This window comes from Variovorax paradoxus (assembly GCF_022009635.1).
Lineage (GTDB): Bacteria > Pseudomonadota > Gammaproteobacteria > Burkholderiales > Burkholderiaceae_C > Variovorax.
Map to the genome: position 1 here is coordinate 3,233,560 of NZ_CP091716.1, position 22,559 is coordinate 3,256,118.

The following is a 22,559-nucleotide window of genomic DNA, read 5'->3' on the forward strand; positions in this document are numbered from 1 at the left end:
GGCGTCCGTTGCAAGTAGATTGAAAGCTGGCGGATGCTAGGTTTGGCCCATGACGGTACGGTGACCGGCTGGCGGCCCGCTTGCTCAGAACCTGCCGCGCAGCGTCAGCGTGGTGTTGCGCGGTTCGCCGTAGAAGTTGCCCCAGCCCGGCGCGCCGACAGTCTGGTAGTAGGTCTTGTCGAACAGGTTGCTCACGTTCAGCGCGAGCGACCAGTTGCGGTCGATCTGGTAGCTCACGCGGGCCGTCCAGACCGCATAGGACGGCTGCGCCACCTTGATGCTGCCGGTGGTCCGCGAACTCTCTGTCTGGAAGTTGACGCCGCCGCCCACGGTCCACGCGTTCAGCGCGCCCGGCAGGCGATAGTCGGTCCACAGCCGCAGGATGTGCTTGGGCGTGTAGGTGCTCGCGAAGGCCACGCCGGCGTTGGAGGTGTTGTTCAGGTAGCGGAAGCTGTTGAGCGTGTAGCCGCCGAAGATCTGCCAGCCGCGCGCGATTTCGCCGCTGATTTCCGCGTCGATGCCCTGGCTGCGCACCCTGCCGCTGGAGATGTAGCAGTAGCTGCCGACCGAGCACGGGTTCACCATGTCCTGCTCGGCGCGGTTGTTCTGGTCGATGCGGAACACGGCGAACGAGGCGTTGAGCCTGCCGTCCATCAGCTCGCCCTTGAGCCCGGCCTCGTAGTTCTTGCCCTTGATCGGATCGAGCACGGCGCCGGAGGCCGTCACGGAGTTCTGCGGCTGGAAGATGTCCGCGTAGCTCACGTAGGCCGACCACTGGTTGTTCAGCGCGTAGATCAGGCCGCCATAGGGCGTGACGACGCCGTGCGACCGGTACGGGTCGATGTAGACCTCGCCGGTGTCGCGGTAGCGGCTGCGCCAGTCGTAGTTGGTAACGCGCGCGCCGAGCACCAGCGTGAGCGGATCGGACACGCTGAAGCGCGCGACACCGTAGGCGCCCGATTGCTTCATCTCGGTGATGGTGGCGGCGCCCCGGTAGCGCCTGGCAAGAAACTCGGCCGTGCCCGGCTGGGCCACCAGGCGGTTCGGGTTGAACACGTTGTTGCGCACGCCGAGCGAGATGAGTCCGAAGTCGCCGTCGTTGGCCATGCGGCCGGTGTTGGCGCCCAGGCTGACCGAGTGGCGCCGCCCGAAGGCGTCGAACTTGCCGTCGAGCGACAGGTCGATGCCCTTGTTGTCGGTCTCGAAGTCGAACAGGCCGGAGAACGTGGTCGAGCCCGCCATCGTCGCGGGGTTGATCGCGCCGTCGGAGTACATGTACTTGATGTGGTGCTTCTCGCGCGTGTAGGTGGCCGTGGCCTTGAGCGTCCAGTCGTCGTTGAAGCGGTGCGCCAGTTCGGTGAAGACCGAGGTCTGTTCGCTGTTCCAGCGGTTCCAGTTCGCGCCGAGGAAGGTGGAGCGGTCCAGGCGGATGTCGGCGCCGGTGTTGTAGCGCGGCAGGCCGTGGAAGAAGGGCACCGACCTCAGCTTCTCCTGGCTGGCGCCGACGGTCAGGCGGGTCTGCGGCGCGATGTCGTACTCGAGCACGCCATACAGCACGCCGGTGCGGCTCTTGGCCACGTCGTAGAAGTAGTCGCGGTCGTCGAAGCTGGCCACCGCGCGGCCGCGCAGGGTGCCGGCTTCGTTGAGCGGGCCGGTCGCATCGACCTCGGTGCGGTAGTTGTTCCAGGAGCCGGCGCTGGCGGAGAGCTGCAGCTGCTTTTCGGCCAGCGGGCGCTTGCGCACCATGTTGATGGTGGCGCTCGGCGTGCCCGCGCCCTGCAGCAGGCCGGTGGCGCCACGCACGATCTCGACGCGGTCCAGCATGGCCGTGTTGCTGGTGAAGTTGTTGGCCTGCGGGTAGTAGAAGGCGCGGTTGACGCCGTCGAACTGGTAGGTGTCCGCCATGAAGCCGCGCGAATACACATAGCGCCCGCCCATCGGGCTGTTGTACATCGTGATGCCGGTGGCGTTTGCCAGCACCGAGTCGATGGTGGTGAGGTTCTGGTCGTCCATCTTCTGGCGCGTGACGACGGTGACGGACTGCGGAATTTCCTTGAGCGTCTGCTCGCCCTTGCCGACGGTGACGACGCGGCTGGTGTAGGAGCCCGAGCCTTCGGTGACGGCGCTGCGCTCCGCCTGCGCCGTGACGCGCACTTCGCTCAGCGTGGTGGTGTCGCCGTCGGCTGCTGCCGCCGGGGCGGCTCTTGCTGCCGCCTGTCGCAGCGTGTAGCCGCCACCCGCGCGCGGCACGGCTTCCAGCCCGGTGCCGGCCAGCAGGCGGGCGAAACCGTCGCTCAATGCGTAGCTGCCGCGCAGGCCGGCCGTGCTGCGGCCTTCGGCCAGTGCGGGCTCGAAGGACAGCGTGATGCCGGATTCGGCTGCGTAGCGCGACAGCGCGGGGCCCAGTGCGCCGGCCGGAATGTCATGCGCCGGGCGGGCGGCTGCGGGTTGCGCGGCTTGCTGGGCACTCGCGATGCCGCCACTTGCCATCGCGAGCGCGATGCACAGGCAGCGTGCGCCGTGGGCGGCGGCGGTCAGGGGAGGGGTTGCGCGTCGGTTGTCGCTGGTGCGGAAACGGGGCAGTGCCATGGTCTTTCGGATTCCTTGTCGGTGCCGCGATCACAGCGCGGCTCCATGGCTTGCCCGACGAGATGCAGAAAAGGGACAGGGGAGCGAAGAAAAAAATCAGCCAGGCACGACGCTCACCCAGTAGCGCGTGCGCGTGACCACCTGCACCGGCAGCGTCGTCGCCAGCATGGCGAGCACGTAGTCGGTGTCGTTCAGCTGGAACGCGCCGGAGATGCGCAGGCCCGCGACTTCCGGCGCGCAGCGGACGATGCCGGGCCGGTAGCGCGCGAGTTCGGCGCAGAAGTCGGCCAGCCGCATGTTGTCGGCATACAGCACGCCCTGGATCCAGCCCTGGCTTTGCGGATCGACGGGCTGGCGTGCGGCCGCGCCTTCGGCTGTCAGCACGGTTTGCTGCCCGGCGGGCAACACCAGCGCGGGCGCGGTGGCGTCGCGCAAGGTGATCTCGACCGCGCCCTCGGTGACCGCCACGCGCACCGGGCCGCCGTCTTGCGCGTCGCCTTCCTGCCGCACGGTGAAACGCGTGCCGAGCGCGCGCAGCCGGCCTTGAACGGTCTCGACGACGAAGGGCCGCCCGCGCTCGCCCGTTTGCGGATCGGGCGCGGTCACGATGGAGATGGCGCCGGCGCGCAGGCGGATCGTTCGCTGGCGCCCGTCGAAGCGGATGTCCACCGCGCTGGCCGTATCGAGCAGCATGCGGCTGCCGTCGGCCAGCTTCACCTCGCGGCGCTCTCCGGTGGCGGTGCGTTCGTCGGAGGCCCAGGCCTGCCACGGCGCATGGCGCCAGCCCAGGTAGGCCGCGGGAGCGACCGTCGCCAGCAGGGCCAGCGTGCGCATGGCGGCGCGCCGGTTGGTGCGTGCCTGGCGTGCCAGCACCGGCATGCCGACGGTTGCCGGCACGGCGCCGAATTTCCGCGACAGGCGCTCGGCACGTTGCCAGGCTTGCTCGTGCGCCGGGTCGGCGCTGCGCCATCGCAAGCAAGCGTCTTGCTCGGCCTTGCCGGCATCGCCCGAATGCAGGCGCACCAGCCAGCGAGCGGCCTCGCGCAACACGGCGGCGTCGGGAGCCGGCGCGGTAGTGGAGGCGTTCATTCCACCAGCGCCAGGCAGCGCTCGAAACCCTGCTGCATGTAGCGCTTGACGGTGCGCTCGCTGATCTGCAGCCGCTCGGCGATCGCGGCGTAGGTCAGGCCTTCGAGCTGCGACAGCACGAAGGCCTCGCGTGCCTTGGGCGACATGCCGTCCAGCATGGCGTCGATCTCGTCCAGCGTCTGCAGCAGCGAGAGCCGTTCTTCGGGCGACAGCGCCAGCGGTTCGGGCAGCAGCGCCAGCGTCTCCAGGTAGGCGCGCTCCAGGGCCTGGCGGCGCCAGTGTTCGCTGACGACGCCCTTGGCGAGCGTGGAGAGATAGGCGCGCGGCTCGCGCAGCGTGGGCAGTACCTGCGGGCGCAGCAGCACGCGCACGAAGGTGTCCTGTGCAAGGTCGGCGGCGCTGTGCGAGCACCCGAGCCGCCGTCGCAGCCAGGCGCTGAGCCATCCATGGTGTTCCGTGTAGAAGGTGTGCATGGCGCCGTTGGCAGCGGCGTGAGCGGAGGTCATGGAGCGGCGTATCGAGTCAATTGAGAATTACTCTCATCTTACAGGCGTCCGCCGCCGCCTCCGCCGGCGCGGGTTGTCAACCCGCGGGTCGGGTGCCCACCAGCACCGGCTGGAAGAACGCATCGTCGAGGCGACGCACGTTTTCCAGCCCCGCCTCGCGCATCAGCTCGCACAGCCGCGTGGTCGACACGGCGTAGTAGCGCGAGCGCATCACCCGCGTGCTCACGGCATGCGTGGCGAGGTCTTCGGTGACGAAGAAGAAGCCCAGGTCGTAGTGCTCGCCCTTGCCGCCGTCCGTGAAGTCCCACACCTGGAACAGCACGTGGCGCAGGCCGTTCTCCACGCGCGCGCCGTAGTGCTTCACGAGGTTGCTGCCGCGCTCTTCCTTCGCATAGTCGCGCACGCTCACGACGCAACCGCCGCCCGGGCGCAGGCATGCGGCCATCTGGCGGAAGGTGGTCAGCAGGTCTTCGTCGGTCTGCAGGTGCGGCATCGAGTTGTCGCACGACATCACGATGTCGAAGCCGCCGCCGTGATGCGTGTGCGCCTCGCGCATGTCGCAGACCGAAAAGGCCACATCGAGGCCGCGCGTCCGTGCCTCGTGCCGCGCGCGTTCGATCTCCTCGGGCGACAGGTCCGATGCCGTCACCGCATGGCCCAGCGCGGCCAGCCCCAGCGTCTGCGTGCCGATGCCGCAGGACACGTCGAGCACCCGGCGCCGCGCGCCGCCGCCGGGCCATTCGGTGTCGATCAGGCGCGCGAGCTTGTCGCCTTGCAGGCGGATGCTCTCGTTCCAGTCGGGGTAGATCAGGTGATAGAGCGGGGCGAGTTCGTCGTAGAAGTCGTTGGTCATGCCAGTGCCGCCTCGTAGACCGCGAGGTCGCCGGTGGAAAAACAGCAGAAGACGACCTCCTGCACCGATTGCGCGTCGTTCGCCGCCTCGCGTACCGTGTCCACCGCCACCCTGGCCGCCAGCTCGACGGGGTAGCCGTAGATGCCCGTGCTCACGCTCGGAAACGCGATGCTGCGCACGCCTTGCTCGCCCGCCAGCGCCATCGAACGCCGGTAGCACGAAGCGAGCAGCTCGGGCTCGCCCGATGCGCCGCCGCGCCATACCGGGCCCACCGTATGAATGACGAAGCGCGCGGGCAGGCGGTAGCCCTTGGTGAGCTTGGCGTCGCCTGTCTTGCAGCCGCCGAGCAGCCGGCATTCGTGCAGCAGGTCCGGCCCCGCCGCGCGGTGGATGGCGCCGTCTACTCCGCCGCCGCCGAGCAGCGACGAGTTGGCGGCATTGACGATGGCGTCGAGCTGCAGGGTCGTGATGTCGGCGCGAAGAGCGCGCAGCGTGGCGGTCATGGCGTGTTCCTTTCTGGTGCAGCCTCAACGATAGCGTCCCGCGAACCCCGGCAAACCCGAGCCGGGCAAACCCGCTCCCGGCGGCTGGCGCTACTCCTTACGATCCGCTCGCCGGCCACCGGCAGTGGCGTCGATCTTGCATGGGGCCGGACTGTTCTCAACCCGAGGGAGAGTCGATGAAAAGCTTCTTGCCGTGGCGCCGCGCCGGATTCGCGCTGGTGGTGCTGGGATGCGCAATGGCCGCGCAGGCGCAGCAGCAGGTGCTGCAGTTCAAGTGGGGCCATGTCTACGAGCCCGCGAGCATCTTCCACCAGCAGGCCGAACTGGCGGCGCGCAAGATCGCGGAGCAGTCCGACGGCAAGATCAAGATCGAGGTGGTGCCCGCCTCGAAGATGGGGCAGGAGGCCGACTTTCCGCTGATGCTGGCGAACGACTCCATGCAGATCGCCTACGTCGGCGAGGCCACGCTGGCCGAGGGCTATCCGCCGCTGAGCCTGGGCAGCTACCCCTTCGCCTTCAAGGACCTCGACCACATGCGCAAGTACCTGGCGAGCCCGCTGCTGGCCGACCTGATGAAGGGCTACAACGAGAAGAGCGGCAACCGCATGGTGGCCACGGTGTACTACGGCGCGCGGCAGGTCACCTCGGCCAGGCCACTGGCAAAGCCCGAAGACTTCCGCGACCTGCGGCTGTATGTGCCCTCGGCCGCCGCTTACCAGCTCTTCGCCACCGCGCTCGACGCCAAGCCGGTGACGCTGCCTTTCATGAGCCTCTACGGCTCGCTCAAGAAGGGCGAGGTCGAGGCGCAGGAAAACCCGCTGGGCATCGTCAGGTCGAAGAAGCTCTACGAAGTGCAGAAATACGTGCAGCTCACCGCGCACGCCTACGACACGCTGGGCATCGTGATCGGCAAGGCGGCCTGGGCCAGGCTCGCGCCGCCGCAGCAGGCGATGGTCGAGAAGGTGCTCGCCGAAACCGCGAAGTGGACCAACGTCGGCGTGATCGCCGGCGAGCTGGAAGACGAGCAGTTCCTGCGCGGCAAGGGCATGACGGTGACGCCGGTCAACCGCCAGCTGTTTCTCGAGCGCATCGTGAAGCGCGCGACGCCGGAGCAGCAGGGCGCGCGACCGGGCGACTACGCGAAGCTGCAGGCGCTGGCCGGCGCGAACTGAGGCGCCTTTCAGTCGGAGGACGCCCGCAGCCGGTAGCCGCGCGGCGTGCTGCCGGTCCAGGTGCGAAACGCACGGTGAAAGGCCGGCGTGTTGTCGAAGCCAACCGATGCGGCGATGAGGTCGATCGGTTCGCGCGTCTTCACCAGCCGCTGGATTGCCACGTCGCGCCGTACTTCTTCCTTCACCGCGCGAAAGCTCGTGCCTTCCGAGGCCAGCTTGCGCGACAGCGCGCGTTCCGACATGTGCAGTGACGTGGCGGCGTCGCCCAGCGTCACGCCGGTGGCCAGGCGCGCGGCCACGAAGTCGCGCACCGACGAGCGGGTCGTGTCGTGGTCGAAGGTCACGAAGATCCAGTCGTCGGGCGCGCGCCGCACGAAGTCGAGCAGCTCGCCGCGCGTGCGCCTGAAGGTCTGGCGCAGCACCGCCTCGGAGAAGCTGACCGAGCTTGCCGCCTGGCCGAAACGCACCGGGCCGGGAAAGAGGTTCGCGTATTCGTCGAACCTGGCCGGCCGCCGGAACGCGAAGCCCACCTCCAGCACCGGAAGCTGCCGCCCCACCAGCCACGAGGCCACGCCGTGGATCAGCTTGACCATCAGCTCGTGGCCGAAGGGCGTGGGCGTGGTGCCGTCCAGGCGCGGCGCGATGGTGACGGTGGCCACGCCGTTGGCCCGCGCCATGCGCAGCCGGTAGTCGTCGAGCAGCAGGTTCCAGAAGCGGGTGAAGCGGTACATCGCGACCATGAGCGACGGCGCGTCGAGCAGGCTCAGGCCCAGGTACTTGAGCGCGCCCGCGCGGATGGGGCGCGACCACAGCCCCAGCATCTCGTCGCCCATGAACAGCGCCACGCCTTCGTACATGCGCACGAACTGCTCGCGCGTGACGCGCGCGGCGCCCTGGCGCAGGAGCAGCGGCGAGATGCCAGCCTGCGTGGCGATGGCGTCGATGTCTTGCGCGCGCAGCTGCCGGCGCGCGCCGGTGAGCATGTCGCGAAGGAAGCTGACGGGGACGGTGGCGCGCTCTTGCATGTTTTCAGGCTGGCGGATTCTGCAAATAAATGGGCGAAACCTGCAAGCAGACGCCGGGCGATGAGGGCTATCGTAGACGCGAAGCGCCATCCACGCCCAGTGCGGGGATGGCGGAATCCGCAATACCTGAAGGAGCCTTGCCGTGAGCGAAAGAAACGTCACTGTCCACATGGATGAAGAGGTGGCCGTGGTCACCCTGAACCGTCCCGCCAAGCGCAACGCCATCGACGAGCAGACGCTGGCCGAGCTGGACGCGGCGTTCTCGTCGCTGCCGCGCGAGGCGCGGGCGGTGGTGCTGACCGGCAAGGGCCCGCACTTCTGCGCGGGCCTGGACCTGAAGGAGCACCACGACAAGGAGCGCACCGCGGTCGATTTCATGCGCGTGTGCCAGCGCTGGCACACGACCTTCGACAAGATCCAGTACGGCGGCATTCCGGTTGTCGCAGCGCTGCACGGCGCGGTGGTCGGCGGCGGGCTGGAACTGGCCGCCGCCACGCACGTGCGCGTGGCCGACCCGACCACCTACTTCGCGCTGCCGGAAGGGCAGAAAGGCATCTTCACCGGCGGCGGCGCCACGGTGCGGGTGGCGCGCATCATCACGCCCGGGCGCATGGTCGAGATGATGCTCACGGGCCGCGTGCTCAATGCCAAGGCCGGCGTGCAACTGGGGCTGGCGCACGAGATCTCGGTGCCCGGCGAGAGCCTGCGCGCGGCGCTCGCGCTGGCCAAGCGGGTGGCGCAGAACGCGCCGCTGTCGAATTACGCCATGGTCACGTCGATCAGCCGCATCGCCGACATGTCGGCCACCGACGGCATGTTCGCGGAGTCGCTGATGGCGGCCGTGGTGCAGACTGGCGCCGAGGTGCAGACGCGGCTGGGCGCCTTCGTGGACAAGTCGCTGGCCAAGGTCACGCCGCGGCACGCGCCGGCCTGATGCGGGCGCGAACGCGGCCGCGAACCGTTCAGCCCGGCGAGTCGAAGAAAGCCTTCAGCTCCAGCAGCTTGCGCGCGAGGTGCGCCGCGTCGCGGAACTGCCCTTCGGGCCGCGCCACGCCCACCGCCAGCGTGGCGGGATGCGCGGCCGAGGTGGAGCGCGCCAGGTGCAGCGCCATCAGGTTCACCAGCGCGCCGTAGTCGCCGTATTGCGCATTGGTGGCCAGCGTGACCTCGAACACGCCGGCGCGTGCCATGTCGGCCGGCGGCGGCGAGGCCGCGTAGCGATAGGTCTGGAAGGGCTGCACCACCAGGTGCCCCGGGTTGAAGCCCATGGCCACCGTGCCCACGGTCACGAACTCGGCCATGCTGGCCATGAACACCGTCTCGCCGGACTGGTCGCGCAGGTGGCGCACCAGCGGCGCCAGGCGCTGTGCCGCCACCTGGAAGCCCAGCGCGTCCAGTGCCATCTGCTGCGGCCGGATGCCCACGAGCAAATAGCCGCTCTCGTCGCGCGCCAGGCAGGAAAGGCGCTCCATCTCGGCCACCGTGAGGTAGGTCGAGCTGACCGGCAGCTTGAGCTTGACCGCGATCTCGTAGGCCGTGCGCACCTGCTCGCGCGACACCAGCGCGAGGATGTCGCGAAAGCGCGTGACGGCCTCGGTGGTCCAGGCCGCGCTCATACGAAGAAGGGCTTGCGCCCGTGCGACGTGGTGCTGCTGGGAATCCAGCCCGAGGCGTGCACGTATTCGTCCTCGCGGTCCCAGCGCACCTTTTCCTCGGCGAAGAGGTCGGCCTTGACCGACGCGGTCTCGTGACCGCGCGAGATGACGATCTCCAGGTTGGCCTCCACGCGGCGCGGCACCTGGCGGCCGAAGAGGGTGTCGAGCGCGGTCTGGAAGCTCAGCGCGCCCATGGCCGCCGGGTAGTCGACGCCGCACAGCGGAATCTTGTGATGGAAGGCGAGCTTGTACATGAGGTTGACCTCGCCCCCGGTGTGCGGCGGAATCGTGCCGCGCTTGTAGCCGGCCTCGGTGAAGGCGCGCAGCGAGCCCACGCCCTGCAGGCCGGAGTCGCACCACACGCCGTCGAATTTGGTGCCGGCCGCCAGGTGGCGCTGCACGATCTCGTGGCCCAGGCTGGCCTCCCAGTTGGTGAACTCGATGGCCACCACTTCGATCTTCGGGTGCAGCCCGAGTATTTCCATCGCGGCCTGCAGCCGCAGCCGGCAGGGGCTCGCGTCTTCGCGGCCGCACAGCATGAGGATGCGGCCGCGCCCGCCCAGGTACTCCACCAGCCACAGCGCGCTCATGCGCCCGACCAGCACGTCGGACGCGGTGACGAAGGAGACCATGTCTTCCGGCTCGCCGCAGATGCGGTCCACGCCGATCACCGGAATGCCCTGGGCGCCCAGCCCGCGCACGGCCGCTAGCAGCTCCGGGTGGTCGCTCGCGGCGGCGCTGAGGATGCACAGGTCCATGCGCTCCTCGCGCATCTCCGCGAGCTGCTCGATCTGGCGGCGCGGGTCGTCGTGCGCGTCGCGCACCATCACGCGCGACACCACGTCGCGCTGACGCTGCGCCGCCGCCATCAGGCTGCGCGCCATCGCCACGCGCCACGGGCTGGAACTCGAAGCGTTGGCAAAGCCGATGACGAAAGGCGGCTCGCGCCGGAAGCGCGCGGTCGACACCAGGTCGAGCAGGTTGGGGTTCCATTGCGCCATGCGCGGCATGCCCCGGCCGCTGGCGTCGGGGTAGTGCCGCACGCCGCCCGAAATGCTCGGGTCGCCCGGCGGCGACAGCGCCTTCAGCGGCGCGAAGAAGAAGGCCGCCGCCGCCGGCCCCGGCGCGAGCATGCCGCGCGCGGGCCGCTGCAGAAAGCCTTCGTGCACCAGCGCGTTCACCAGCTTGTAGCCCGAGGACTGCGGAATGCCGTTGCGCGCGAGCAGTTCGTTCAGCGGGATCTCGGCCTGTCCGTTGCCGAAGCTGGACAGCAGGTTGGCGATGCGCTCGAGGCTTTGCATGGTGTGGGGTCTTTGTCGAGGGGCGCAGCCGACTTTAGCGACGCGAATCTTCCATGTGCGGGAGTTTTCTCCGATGGTGGAATAGAAAGCTCGGGGCTAACCCTATTTTTCTCTGTTCATGGAATAAGACGGACGGATATGCGTTGAGCGGGCCGGGGCCACTGGGAACACTACGCATCCCTTTGAAACCCCATTCCGAACGTCCTGATCCATGGCCTTCCCGACCGACATCCAGCCCGCCGCCTTCCAATCGCACAACCCCGCCAACGGTGCGCTGATCGAGGCCAACACCGGCCACGGATCGGCCGAGATCGAGGCACGCATCGCGCAGTCGGCCGCCACCTGGAAGACCTGGTCGGCCACGCCGATGGCCGAGCGCAGCGCCATGCTGGACCGCCTGGCCGACCTGCTCGACCAGCGCGCCGAAAGCTACGGCCGCCTCATCACCACCGAGATGGGCAAGCCCATTGGCGAAGCCATTGCCGAGGTGCGCAAGGCCGCGACCGGCGCGCGCCACTTCGCGGAGAAAGGGCCGGGCTACCTGGCCCCGATGCCCATCGAGGGCATGAACGCCCACGTGGCCTACGAATCGCTCGGGCCGGTGTTCGCGGTGATGCCGTGGAACCTGCCGTTCTGGCAGGTGCTGCGCTTCTTCATTCCCACCGTGCTGGCGGGCAATACCGTGCTGGTGAAGCACGCGGAAACGGTGCAGGGCTGCGCCCGCGCGCTCGAGCAGCTGGTGCTGGACGCCGGCGCGCCCGCCGGCCTGTACCTGAACCTGGCCATCCGCCGCGGCGCGGTGGCGGCGGTGGTGGCCGACCCGCGCGTGCGCTGCGTCACCGTCACCGGCAGCACGCAGGCCGGCCGCGCGGTGGCCGCCGAAGCTGGCGCGCACGGCAAGAAGGCGGTGCTGGAGCTGGGCGGCTCCGACCCGTTCATCGTGCTGGAAGACGCCGACTTCGACCGCGCGGTGCAGCTCGCCGTGACTTCGCGCTTCTCGAACAACGCGCAGAGCTGCATCGCCGCCAAGCGCTTCTTCATTGCCGAGGCGATTGCCGAGAAATTCCAGGCTGCGTTCGTCGAGCGCGCCTCGGCGCTGCGCATGGGCGACCCGCTGCTGGCCGAAACCCAGCTCGGCCCGCTGGCCCGCGCCGACCTGCGCGAGAGCGTGCATGCGCAGGTGCAGGCCGCGCTGGAGCAGGGCGGCCGGCTGCTGTGCGGCGGCCAGCCGGCGCAAGGGCCGGGCAACTTCTATCCGCCCACGGTGATCGCGGGCCTGTCGCATGACGCGCCGATCGTGCAGGAAGAAATCTTCGGCCCGGTCGCGCTGCTCTTCACCTTCAAGACCGACGAGGAAGCGATCGCGCTCGCCAACGCCACGGAGTTCGGCCTGGGCGCGACCATCTGGAGTCGCGACCTGGAGCGCGCCCACAGGCTCGCGTCGGCCGTGGAGGCCGGCGCGGTGTTCATCAACGACTTCGTGCGTTCGGACCCGCGCGCTTCCTTCGGCGGCGTCAAGGGCTCGGGCTTCGGCCGCGAGCTTGGCGCGCTGGGCGCGCGCGAGCTCACCAACGCCAAGCTGGTTTTCGTGGGGTAAGCGCATCACCGACTGAGCTGCCCCACCATGACCCCCCACACCGCCCATCCGACGGCGGCGCGAGATGCCGCGCCCCTGCTGGAGATGCGATCCATACGGAAAGTCTTCGGCGCCGTCACGGTGCTGCGCGACGTGAGCCTGCAATGCCGCGCCGGCCAGGTCCACGCCATCTGCGGAGAGAACGGCGCCGGCAAGTCGACGCTGATGAAGGTGCTCGGCGGCATCCATGCGCCGGACGGCGGCGAGATCCGCATCGGCGGCCGGCCGGTGCGGTTCGGCCACCCTTCGGCCGCGCGGCAGGCCGGCATCGCCATCATCCACCAGGAGCTGGCGCTGTTGCCGCACCGCACGGTGGCGCAGAACATCTTCCTGGGCCACGAGCCCTCGCGCTGGGGCGTGATCGACCGCAAGGCGATGAACGCCGGGGCCGAGGCGGCGTTGCGCCGCGTGGGCTGCCGCATCGATCCGCGCACCGAATGCGGCCGGCTCTCGGTGGCCGAGCAGCAGATGGTGGAGATCGCCAAGGCGGTGTCGCTCGACGCGCGCATCCTGGTGCTCGACGAGCCCACGGCCGCGCTGGACGACGTGGAATCGCGGAAGCTCTTCGACCTGATCGCCGAGCTGCGCCGCGCGGGCGTGGCCATGCTCTACATCTCGCACCGCATGGCCGAGGTGATGGCGCTGGCGGACGACATCTCCGTCATCAAGGACGGCCAGCTGATGGCCACGCTGCCGGCCGCCGAGGCCACGGTCGAGCGCATCGTGCGGCTGATGGTGGGGCGCGAGCTCAGCGATTTCTATCCGCCCGCCGCCGCCAACCCGCCGGGCGCCGAGGTGTTCGCGGTGGAGCAGGGCGGCAACGAAGTGCTGCACGGCATCGACCTGCGGCTGCATGCCGGCGAGATCGTCGGCGTGGCGGGGCTGGAGGCCTCGGGCAAGGTGGAGCTGGCGCGCGCCCTCTTCGGCGAGCGGCGCTTCACGCGCGGCACGGTGCGCGCATGGGACGACAAGGGCGCGGCCCGCAGCCCGCGCGAGGCCGCGCGGCGCGGCATCGGCTACCTGCCGGACGACCGCAAGCGCGAAGGCCTGGGCCTGCAGCAGTCGCTGCGCGACAACGCCGCGCTCACGCTGCGCGCGCTGGCCGGGCCGCTCGCGGGTGCCGGCAGCGCGGCGCGTTCGCGCAGCCTCATCGACGCGCTGCTGAACAAGGTCGAGGTGCGCGCGGCCGACTTCGACATGCCGGTGGGCGCGCTCTCCGGCGGCAACCAGCAGAAGGTGATGGTGGCGCGCTGGATGGCGCGCGAGCCGCGCCTTTGGGTCATCTGCGAGCCGACGCGCGGCATCGACGTGGGCGCCAAGGCCACCATCTACCGCCTGCTGCGCGCCTATGCCGACGCGGGCGGCGCGGTGCTGGTGGTGTCGTCGGACGTGGCCGAGATCATCGGGCTGTGCGACCGCATCTGCGTGATGGCGCTCGGGCGCATCGTGGCGCACCTGCCGCGCGGCGCGTCGGAAGAAGCCGTCATCGCGCAGGCGGTGCGGCACGACGTGGCCGAGGCCGAAGGAGCCGCGGCATGAGCGGGCAACGGCATTTCGCGCGCCGCCACCTGATTCCGGTCACGCTGGTGGCCGTGTCGGCGTGCGTCTACGTGGGCACGGCGCTGGCCACGGGGCAGCACGCGCAGCTCACGCTGGCGGGCGTGATGGGGCTGCTGCAGCGGATGATCGCGCTGGGCCTGGTGGCGCTGGGGCAGAACTTCGTGATGCTCGGCGGCTCGATCGATCTCTCGGTGGCCAACCTCATCAGCGTGAGCGCGGTGCTGGCGTCCTACTTCATGCAGGGCGACACCGGCGCCATCGGCCATGCGGTGGTCGGCGTGCTGCTGGTGGCGGCGGCGGTGGGCACGGTGAACGGGCTGCTGATCGCGCGGCTGGGCGTGAGCCCGCTGATCGCCACCCTGGGCGTGGGGCTGGTGCTGCAGGGCGTGCTGACGGTGGCCTTCACCTCGCTGCAGGGCAAGGTGCCGCAGGCTTACCAGGCGCTGGCCTATGGCAGCGTGGCGGGCGTGCCTGTCGCGGTACTGATCCTGCTGGCGGTGGCTGTGGCGGCGGCCTTCGCGCTCACCCGCACGGTGGCCGGCGCGCATCTGTTCGCGGTGGGCGGCAATGCCGACAGCGCGCGGCTCGCGGGCATCCGCACGTCGCGGGTGCTGGTCGGCGCGCATGCGATGGCCGGGCTGATGTCGGGGCTCGCGGGGCTCTACCTCGCGAGCTGGCTGGGGGCGGGCACGCCCTGGGTGGGCCGCGACGGCGGCTACGACCTCGACTCGATCGCGGCCGTGGTCATCGGCGGCACGCTGCTGGCCGGCGGGCGCGGCAGCATCGCCGGAACGATGGCGGGCGTGTTCGTGTTCGCCACCATCGACGCGGTGTTCAACATGCTGCAGATCGACTCGTTCCTGAGCCAGGTGCTGCGCGGGCTGATCGTGGTGATCGCGGTGGGGGTCTACACCTTCCGCAACAAGGGGCATGTGGCATGAAACGCTGGCGCAATATCAATCCGGCGCTGGTGCTGCTGGTCGTGCTGGTTTGCACGATGGTGTTCATGAGCCCGCTGTACCAGACGGCGCCCGGCCTCATGAGCTTCCTGCAGCGCGCGGCACCGCTCGTCATCCTGACCTGCGGCGCGTCGTTCGTGCTGATCGCCGGCGGCTTCGACCTGTCGTCGGGCGCGCTCATCACGCTGGTGGTGATCGGCTGCGCGCTCATCACCAACGGCGACGCCGACATGACATGGACGGCCGTGGCCGCCGCGTACGCGATGGGCCTCGCGGTGGGCCTGCTCAACGGGCTGGTCGTCACGCGGCTGAAGGTGCCGTCGATCATCGCCACGCTCGGCGGGCTGCTGTCGATCAAGGGCATTGCCATGGTGTGGTCGGGCGGCGCGCCTTCGGGCTACCTGCCGCAGAACCTTCGCTACCTGGGGCGCGGCGTGCTGCGCGAGGTGCCGCTGACCGGCACGCTGCCCATCGCGGTGATCGTGCTGGCGGTGTTCGTGGCGCTGTGCTTCTGGCTCATGCACCGCACCAACTTCGGCCGGCTGGTGCTGATGATCGGCGACAACCCCGTGGCCGCAGAACTGGCCGGCGCGCCGGTGCGCCGGGTGCGGGTGGCGGCCTTCGTGCTGTCGTCGCTCTCGGCGGTGACGGCGGGCATCCTGCTCGGCGGCTTTTCGGGCGTGTCGGTGGACGTGGGCACGGGCTACGACCTGCAGGCCATCGCGGCGGCGGTGATCGGCGGCGTGGTGCTGCTGGGCGGGCGCGGCTCGATTCCGGGCGCGTGCATCGGCGCGCTCACGCTCTACACGCTCTTCACCGTGCTGAACCTGCTGGGCTTCTCGGAGCCGCTGCGCGTCGCGGTGCAGGGGCTGATCCTGATCGGCGCGGCGGCGCTCACGGCCTGGCGCCATCAGCGCCGCTAGCCGGCCGCATACCAGGAGGCCGCGCATGCAGTGAACACGACTCGAAGAACCCCCCTTGATCCATTCCCGAAAAACCGCAGGAGACAAACCATGAAATCACATCGTTCAAACCGCCGGCAGGCCTTGCGCTGCGGCGTCCTCGCACTCGCCGTGGCCGCCCACGCGGGCGCCTTCGCGCAGGTCGCCAACGTCGACGTCGACAAGGAAATGCAGGAGCAAGCGCGCCTCATGACCGCCACGCCCGAGGGGCCGGCCGGCCAGCCCTGGCTGCAGCGCATCGGCGGCAAGACCGTCGACACCGCCAAGTACAGGAAGAAGGGCCCCTACACGCTGTGTTTCTCGAACGCGAGCGTGGGCAACCCGTGGCGCGTGGTCGGCTGGAACACCATGCAGGCCGAGGTCGAGCTGAACAAGGCCGACATCAAGGGCTTCGAATACGCCGACGCGCAGGGCAAGGACGAGAAGCAGATCTCCGACATCCGCTCGCTCGTGAACAGCGGCAAGTGCGACGCGCTGATCGTCTCGCCCAACACCTCGGCCGCGCTCACGCCCGCGGTGGAAGAAGCGTGCAAGAAGCTGCCCGTGGTGACTTTCGACCGCTCGGTGGACAGCCTGTGCCCGGTGACGGCGGTGCGCTCCATCGGCGGCTATGCCTGGGGCAAGGTCGGCGCCGACTTCATCGCGGCCAACGCGCCCAAGGGCGGCAAGGTGCTGGTGCTGCGCACCGCGCCGGGCGTGGACCTGTTCGAGACGCGCTGGGCCGCCGCCAAGAAGGTGTTCGACGCATCGGGCCTGAAGGTGGTGGGCAACGAGTTCGTGGGCGGCGACCGCGCCAAGACCAAGGCCACGGTGGCCGACTACCTCAGCCGCAGCGGCAAGATCGACGCGGTGTGGGTCGACCTGGGGGCGGTGTCGGTGGCCGTGGCCGAGGCCTTCGAGGACGCGGGCCAGCCTTACCCCATCATCACCGGCGAAGACCAGCAGGACTACCTGCAGGCCTGGAAGAAGAACGGCTTCAAGGGCATCGCGCCCACGTACCCGGCCTACCAGTGGCGCACGGCCGTGATCGCCGCGCTCAAGGCGTTGAAAGGCGAGCCGCTGCCGTCGCCGACGTGGATCCTGCCGCAGCCGAGCATCACCGCCAAGGAACTGCCGCAGTACGTGAACGACAAGCTGCCGCCGCTGCACTATTCGATGTGCGGTTGCGAGAAGATGCCGGGCTACCCGCAGCGCTGGGGCGGCAAGCAGTAATGGCGCAGCCCATCGACTACCTGATCCTGGGCGGTGGCACGGCGGGCTGCGCGCTCGCCGCGCGGCTGTCGGAAGACGCGGGCAAGCGCGTGGTGCTGGTGGAGGCCGGGCGCGACCTGCGGCCCGACGCCATGAGCGACAGCATCCGCAGCCGCTACCCCGGCCTGGCCTACCTGGACAAGCAGAACATCTGGACGGCCCTGGTCGCCACCGTGAGCGGCGCGCCCACGCGCCAGCCCAACCGCACGCCGCGCGGCTACGAACAGGGGCGGGTGCTGGGCGGCGGCTCGGCCATCAACGCGATGGTGGCCAACCGCGGCGCGCCCGACGACTACGACGAGTGGGCCCGGCTGGGCGCCGAGGGCTGGAGCGGCGAGGTTGCGCTGAAGTACTTCCGCAAGCTGGAGCGCGACTGCGATTTCGACGACGCCTACCACGGCCGCGGCGGCCCGGTGCCGGTGCGCCGGCTCGCGCCGGAGCGGGTGTCGCCTTTCGTGCAGGCGGTGTGCCGCTCGCTGCGCATGCGCGGCCATCCGCAGTACCCCGACCAGAACGGCGAATGGAAAGACGGCGTGTTCCCCGCCGCCATTGCCACCAGCGACGACGGCCAGCGCGTGCCCGCGTCCATCGTCTACCTGACGCCCGAGGTGCGCGCGCGCAAGAACCTGCGCATCGTCACCGACACCCACGTACAGCGGCTTTTGTTCGAAGGCGCGCGCGTGACCGGCGCGGAGGCGGGCGGCCAGCCGATGCATGCGGCGCACACCATCGTGTGCATGGGCGGCATCCACTCGGCCGCGCTGCTGATGCGCAGCGGCATCGGCCCGGCGGCCGACCTGCGCGCGCTGGGCATCGAGGTGAAGGCCGACCGCCCCGGCGTCGGCATGAACCTGATGGAGCACCCGCTGACGGCGGTGTCGACCTACCTGCCGCCCGCGTCCCGCATGAAGGACCTGGCCGAGCACCACGACCAGGCGCTGCTGCGCTACACCTCGAAAAGCATTCCGAATGCGCCGGCCGGCGACATGCACGTGGCCATCATCGGCCGCACCGCGTGGCACGCCATCGGCCAGCGCATGGGCACGATGTTGATCTGGGTCAACAAGTCGTACTCGCGCGGCACCGTGAAGCTGCGTTCGGCCGATCCGCTGGAGGAGCCGGTGGTCGACTTCCGGCTGCTTTCGGACCCGCGCGACCTGGCGCGGCTGAAGGAAGGCTTCGGCGTGGCGGCCAGGGCGCTGGGCGATGCCAACCTGGACGGCGTGCGCGGCCCGGTGTTCCCGACCAGCTATTCGGAGCGCGTGCGCAAGGTCTCTGCACCAGGCGCCTGGAACGCATTCCAGATGGGCGCGCTGTCGTTCATCCTCGACTGGGCGGGGCCGCTGCGCGGCGCCATCGTGCACGGGCTCATCACGCTGGGCGTGCGCATCGACGACCTGCTGAACGACGACGCCAAGCTCACCGAGTTCATCGGCAACGGCGTGGCCGGCGTGTGGCATGCCTCGGGCACCTGCAAGATGGGCGCCGGCGACGACCCGACGGCCGTGACCGACGGCGCCGGCCGGGTCTACGGCGTGGAGGGGCTGCGCGTGTGCGACTCGTCGATCATGCCGTCGATACCGCGCGCCAACACCAACATGCCGACCCTGATGCTGACCGAGCGGATCGCGGACCTGATCAAGGCGGAGGCGCGAGAGGGTGCAGTGGCTGTCTGAGGCTTCAGGCCTCTTCGAATGCCTGCAGCAGCAGCTCAGACAGCTCGGCAACGAGCGCCTCGCGTTGCGGCGACGGGCGCCAGAAGGCGCGCGTGGTCACGCCGCTCGCCTCCCACTCCGGGTGGTTGCGCGCGGGCTGCGCGGCGCGCACTGCCGCTGCGGCAGCACGGGTCGGGGCATCGCCGTCGGCGGGCGCCTCGGCCGCGATGCGCTGCGTGGCGGCATGGCCGCGCACTTCCAGTGCCTGCGTGAGCTTGAGCTGCCATGCGACCAGCGCGAACAGCACGCCGTCTTCGACAGTCAGTTCATGCACGTCGCGCAGCTTGTTGGCGAGCTTGCGGCCCAGCGGCCCCCAGCCCTGCGACACCGCGCCGCCGATGGCGCCGCCCAGGGCCGCGCCCGCGCCGAGCGAGATGCCGGCCACGGCCAGGTCGGCCACCACGCCCACCGCGGCGCCGATGACCGCGCCCTTGCCCAGGCGCAGGCCCGCGTCCTTCATGGCCTCGGGGCTGAAGAAGTCGAGCGTCCAGCGGCCTTCGATGATCGGCAGCGGCGCTTCGTCGGCGTCGCCCTGGCGAAAGCCGTAGAGCGCGAGCAGGTCGTCGGTGCAGTGCTGGGCCTTGTCGAACACGGTCTTCCGCAGCGCCGCGACCAGCGTCTGCCGTCGCCCGGCATCGGCGAATTCGGCCGCCTGCACCGTGCGGCGCACCGAGGCGGCATCGACCAGCAGCGCGGCGATGCGCGTGCAGGCCGAGCGGCGGCGGCCGGCGGCTTCGGTTTCCAGCGAGTCGACCACGCCGCGCAGCAGTTCGCGGCGGTCGCGCAGCAGGGTGGCGAGGTCGTTGTACAGGTCTTGCTCGGCGCCGACGAACGGCGCCGCCGCGTCGAAGCGCACCTGCACATGCAGGCCGTAGGCCGACAGAAGCTCTTTCCATGCCGGCTCGCGGCTCGCGGCATCGCGCACGAAGTTCAGCACCGGCAGCACGGGGCGCGCGCAGGCGTTGAGCAGTTCGATCTCGTCGCGAAACTTGGGCAGCACCGGCTCGCGCACGTCGATGACGAGGAAGGCTGCGTCGATGTCGAGCATGGTGCGCAGCACCTTGGCCTCCTGCTCGAACACGCCGTGCGCCTCCGGGCCTTGCAGGAACTGGCGGATGCGCTCGGGCGGCGTGGCCTGCGGGTCGAAGCGGGCGAGGTGCTCGCGCAATGCGACGGCATCTTCGAGGCCCGGCGTGTCGAAGAAGCGCACGGCGGTTTCGTCTTCGACCTCGAGGTCGACCGACTCGACATGGCGCGTGGTGCCAGGGCGCTGCGACACCTCGCCGAAGTCGACGCGTCGCGTGAGCGTGCGCAGCAGCGAGGTCTTGCCCGCGTTGGTGTGGCCGACGACCGCGATGCGGACGGGTTGCTGTTGTTGTTGTTGCTGCGTCATTGCGCGACGGCCTCGTTCGGCCGCAGGGCGAGCGTCAGGGTGTCGCTGGCGAAGACGCTCTCCAGGCCGCTGTCGCGCAGCCAGTCGAGCCAGCGCTGGATGGCGGTGGCATCCGGTGCGCCCGCCAGCCACAGGCGGCATTCGCCGCAATGCGCCAGCACCTCGCGCAGAAAGCGTTCGGTGCCGCGGTCGGGGCTCGATGCGGCATGGCAGGCCAGCAGCACGGTGCGCGGATGGGCGCTTGCCAACTGGTCGAGCAGCGTGCGGCGCGCCGGGGCGCTGCCGTCGATGCGCTCCACGCGCGTGGCGGCATCGAGCGGCAGACCGGCCGGCGGCCAGGGCATGTCGGGCGGTAGTTCGAAGCCGATGACGAAGAGGCCATCGTGCTGCTGCGATGCCGGCAGGCCCGCCGGTGCACCGGTGCGCGAGCGGCCCGGGTCGGCATCGACGATGGCGGCAGGCGCCAGCGCGGCGAAGCGCGCGAGCAGCTTGCGGTAGTAGGGCTCGTGCCAGTCGGGTTGCAGCGCCTTGCGTCGGCGCTTCCAGACGGCGGCGCTCAGCAGCACCAGCACAAGGCGGGGCAGCAGGCCGTAGACCGCGATGCAGCCGGTGAGCCACAGCGCCCAGGTGCGCTGGCCCGCCGCGCCGGGCGCCGCTGCCAGCACCGTGGCGGCGTCCGGCACCGGAAAGCCGAGCTGCGCGGGCGCCCAGCCCAGCGACTGCACGGCGCGCACGAAGAAGGCCGGATCGAGGATCGTCGTTTCCCAGCTCAGCGTGTAGCTGCGGAAGGCGAGCGCGAACAGCATCGAGCCCAGCACCACGATGAACGACAGCGACCAGATGCCGTGGCTGACCAGCCCGAAGGCCCAGGGCAGCAGCCGGGCACGCGTCAGCAGGCCGGTGGCCGCGCGCAGCAGCACCGGCGCCTGCCCATGCTTGCCGCCCGCCACGCGCGCGGTGAGCGAGAGCCACATCCAGCCGAGCGACGCGGTGCCGAAGGAGCCGAGCGGAAAGCAGAGCCCCAAAAGCCACAGCAGCAGCGTGAGCGCGTGCAGCCCCAGCAGGCTCACGAGCGCGACGACCACGTTGATGTGCCGCTCCCCGCCGCCGACCACGTTGCCCGCGAGGCCGAGGCCGGCCATCACGATCAGCGCCACCAGCGCGATCAGCACCCAAGGCGCCCATTGCCGGGCGCGTGAAATTTCAGGCTGCAGGCCGATGCGTTCGCCGAGCTGGCGTGCGCGTTCGATGATTTGCGTGTGCGCATCGGTGATGCCAGTGGTGCGCGAGGCGAGGGCGGCGCGCATGGCTTGCGCGTCGTCGAGCGGACCGCTCTGTTCGACCCACCGTATCGCCTCGGTGATCACCGCATCTGAAATGGCTGGTTCGCGCGGCGCGGTGTTGGTCAACAGGGTCCCTTCGCAAGTGAGGCCCCGTGCGGTGCCGGGGCGCGCGAATTATGCCCGGTGCACTTCAGATGCCCATGAGAAACGGGGCCGCGAGCGGCCCCGTTCCAGAGGGTGTCGGAGCAGGGGCGTGCCCGGTCTCAGCGAAGGCCGAAGAACGAGAGCACGGCAACCACGACCACGACCAGACCGACGATGTAAATGATGGAATTCACGCGAGACTCCGTTGTTGACGACGATGTCAGCATCGCGCCGCGCAGGGTGCGCGAATGTCGGCGGCAGGCGGCGTGTGATGTAGGACTTGCGAAGCGCGAAGTCGTACCCGGGCATCGCCATCGGACTACACCGCCGTGCTTGTGCCTCGCTCTGACGGTCAGCGCTTCTTTTCGGGCCCCAGTGCCTGTTCCACCAGCCAGCGCATCGCCGCGCGGACTTCTTTCGCATCGGCGCCCGCGTCGATTTCCAGCGCTGCGCGGTCGAAGGCGGCCGACAGCAACTGCGACAGCGCATCGACCGAGACTTCGCCGCGCCCCATGCCCGCGCGCGCGAGGCCCTGGCGCAGCGAGTGCGCGGCGTTGGCGTCGTCGATCGCCATGATTTCCGCCATGCCCAGCACGGCAGGGCCGTCCACCAGCAAAAGCCGCGTGCGGCCCGGCACGGTCATGGCGTTCAGGTAGGCCTCGCTGCCTTCGAGCAGGGCTTCGCGCGGGCCCAGCCGCTCGGGCGTGGCGGCCTCGATGTCGGCCGCCACGGCCATCGCCTCGCGCGCAAGCACCTGCCGGAAGAGGTCGCGCTTGTCGGCGAAGTGGTGGTACAGAGCGCCGCGCGTGATGCCGGCCGCCAGGGCGATCTCCGGCGTGGAGGTGTCGCCGTAGCCCTTGCTGACGAAGAGCGCGCGGGCGGCTTCTAGCAGGGCGAGCTGGGTGCTTTCGGTGCGTTCGCGATTGGTAGCCATGACGGGTAATTTACATGCAGGCTGTCTGT

19 protein-coding genes are annotated in these 22,559 nt (G+C 69.9%); 8 read left to right on the top strand and 11 right to left on the bottom strand.

Features of this window, described 5'->3' with window-relative positions; all coding sequences use genetic code 11:
• Positions 1-84 precede the first annotated feature (84 nt).
• From L3V85_RS14990 to L3V85_RS15010, 5 genes are all read right to left on the bottom strand, one after another.
• Entirely contained in the window at positions 85-2,589 is a 2,505-nt protein-coding gene (locus L3V85_RS14990) for a TonB-dependent siderophore receptor (protein ID WP_237679921.1), read from the bottom strand.
• A 96-nt stretch (positions 2,590-2,685) separates the two neighbouring features.
• Positions 2,686-3,678, bottom strand: coding sequence for a FecR domain-containing protein (locus tag L3V85_RS14995; protein ID WP_237679922.1), 993 nt, complete (start codon positions 3,676-3,678; stop codon positions 2,686-2,688).
• Positions 3,675-4,184, bottom strand: coding sequence for a sigma-70 family RNA polymerase sigma factor (locus tag L3V85_RS15000; protein ID WP_237679923.1), 510 nt, complete (start codon positions 4,182-4,184; stop codon positions 3,675-3,677). The genes L3V85_RS14995 and L3V85_RS15000 overlap by 4 nt, the downstream gene beginning before the upstream one ends.
• Before the next feature lie 76 nt (positions 4,185-4,260).
• Positions 4,261-5,037: a class I SAM-dependent methyltransferase gene (locus L3V85_RS15005; RefSeq protein WP_237679924.1), complete on the bottom strand. Its 777-nt coding sequence runs from the start codon at positions 5,035-5,037 to the stop codon at positions 4,261-4,263.
• A complete protein-coding gene (locus L3V85_RS15010) occupies positions 5,034-5,540 on the bottom strand; it encodes an O-acetyl-ADP-ribose deacetylase (protein ID WP_237679925.1) in 507 nt (168 codons plus the stop codon). The genes L3V85_RS15005 and L3V85_RS15010 overlap by 4 nt, the downstream gene beginning before the upstream one ends.
• A gap of 176 nt (positions 5,541-5,716) precedes the next feature.
• Here L3V85_RS15010 and L3V85_RS15015 point away from each other — a divergent pair, with 176 nt between their 5' ends.
• Positions 5,717-6,712, top strand: a complete 996-nt coding sequence (locus L3V85_RS15015; protein ID WP_237679926.1) for a sialic acid TRAP transporter substrate-binding protein SiaP — start codon at positions 5,717-5,719, stop codon at positions 6,710-6,712.
• An 8-nt stretch (positions 6,713-6,720) separates the two neighbouring features.
• Here L3V85_RS15015 and L3V85_RS15020 read toward each other — a convergent pair whose 3' ends face one another.
• Positions 6,721-7,737 carry an AraC family transcriptional regulator gene (locus L3V85_RS15020; protein ID WP_237679927.1) on the bottom strand — a complete coding sequence of 339 codons (1,017 nt, stop codon included), beginning with the start codon at positions 7,735-7,737 and terminating at the stop codon, positions 6,721-6,723.
• A 142-nt stretch (positions 7,738-7,879) separates the two neighbouring features.
• Here L3V85_RS15020 and L3V85_RS15025 point away from each other — a divergent pair, with 142 nt between their 5' ends.
• On the top strand, positions 7,880-8,671 hold the full coding sequence (locus L3V85_RS15025) for a crotonase/enoyl-CoA hydratase family protein (protein ID WP_272934796.1): 792 nt from the start codon (positions 7,880-7,882) through the stop codon (positions 8,669-8,671).
• Positions 8,672-8,699: 28 nt separating this feature from the next.
• Here the strand turns inward: L3V85_RS15025 and L3V85_RS15030 are convergent, their stop codons facing one another.
• Together L3V85_RS15030 and L3V85_RS15035 are read right to left on the bottom strand one after the other, a co-directional pair.
• Positions 8,700-9,353 carry a hypothetical protein gene (locus tag L3V85_RS15030; protein WP_237679928.1) on the bottom strand — a complete coding sequence of 218 codons (654 nt, stop codon included), beginning with the start codon at positions 9,351-9,353 and terminating at the stop codon, positions 8,700-8,702.
• On the bottom strand, positions 9,350-10,693 hold the full coding sequence (locus L3V85_RS15035) for a substrate-binding domain-containing protein (protein WP_237679929.1): 1,344 nt from the start codon (positions 10,691-10,693) through the stop codon (positions 9,350-9,352). The genes L3V85_RS15030 and L3V85_RS15035 overlap by 4 nt, the downstream gene beginning before the upstream one ends.
• 211 nt (positions 10,694-10,904) lie before the next feature.
• Between L3V85_RS15035 and L3V85_RS15040 the strand changes: the two genes are divergently transcribed.
• From L3V85_RS15040 to L3V85_RS15065, 6 genes are all read left to right on the top strand, one after another.
• Complete coding sequence (locus L3V85_RS15040) at positions 10,905-12,290, top strand: NAD-dependent succinate-semialdehyde dehydrogenase (RefSeq protein WP_237679930.1); 1,386 nt, start codon at positions 10,905-10,907, stop codon at positions 12,288-12,290.
• Between the two features lie 27 nt (positions 12,291-12,317).
• Positions 12,318-13,868 (top strand): sugar ABC transporter ATP-binding protein, encoded by a 1,551-nt coding sequence (locus tag L3V85_RS15045; RefSeq protein WP_237679931.1) that lies wholly within the window; start codon positions 12,318-12,320, stop codon positions 13,866-13,868.
• A complete protein-coding gene (locus L3V85_RS15050) occupies positions 13,865-14,830 on the top strand; it encodes an ABC transporter permease (RefSeq protein WP_237679932.1) in 966 nt (321 codons plus the stop codon). Before L3V85_RS15045 ends, L3V85_RS15050 begins: the two co-directional genes overlap by 4 nt.
• Positions 14,827-15,771 carry an ABC transporter permease gene (locus L3V85_RS15055; protein ID WP_237679933.1) on the top strand — a complete coding sequence of 315 codons (945 nt, stop codon included), beginning with the start codon at positions 14,827-14,829 and terminating at the stop codon, positions 15,769-15,771. Before L3V85_RS15050 ends, L3V85_RS15055 begins: the two co-directional genes overlap by 4 nt.
• A gap of 90 nt (positions 15,772-15,861) precedes the next feature.
• Entirely contained in the window at positions 15,862-17,022 is a 1,161-nt protein-coding gene (locus L3V85_RS15060) for an ABC transporter substrate-binding protein (RefSeq protein WP_237679934.1), read from the top strand.
• Entirely contained in the window at positions 17,022-18,737 is a 1,716-nt protein-coding gene (locus L3V85_RS15065) for a GMC family oxidoreductase (protein WP_237679935.1), read from the top strand. The genes L3V85_RS15060 and L3V85_RS15065 overlap by 1 nt, the downstream gene beginning before the upstream one ends.
• A 4-nt stretch (positions 18,738-18,741) precedes the next feature.
• Here L3V85_RS15065 and L3V85_RS15070 read toward each other — a convergent pair whose 3' ends face one another.
• From L3V85_RS15070 to L3V85_RS15080, 3 genes are all read right to left on the bottom strand, one after another.
• Positions 18,742-20,169 carry a GTPase/DUF3482 domain-containing protein gene (locus L3V85_RS15070; RefSeq protein ID WP_237679936.1) on the bottom strand — a complete coding sequence of 476 codons (1,428 nt, stop codon included), beginning with the start codon at positions 20,167-20,169 and terminating at the stop codon, positions 18,742-18,744.
• On the bottom strand, positions 20,166-21,578 hold the full coding sequence (locus L3V85_RS15075; RefSeq protein ID WP_237679937.1) for a DUF2868 domain-containing protein: 1,413 nt from the start codon (positions 21,576-21,578) through the stop codon (positions 20,166-20,168). Before L3V85_RS15075 ends, L3V85_RS15070 begins: the two co-directional genes overlap by 4 nt.
• Positions 21,579-21,948: 370 nt before the next feature.
• Positions 21,949-22,530: a TetR/AcrR family transcriptional regulator gene (locus L3V85_RS15080; protein WP_237679938.1), complete on the bottom strand. Its 582-nt coding sequence runs from the start codon at positions 22,528-22,530 to the stop codon at positions 21,949-21,951.
• Between the last annotated feature and the right edge of the window lie 29 nt (positions 22,531-22,559).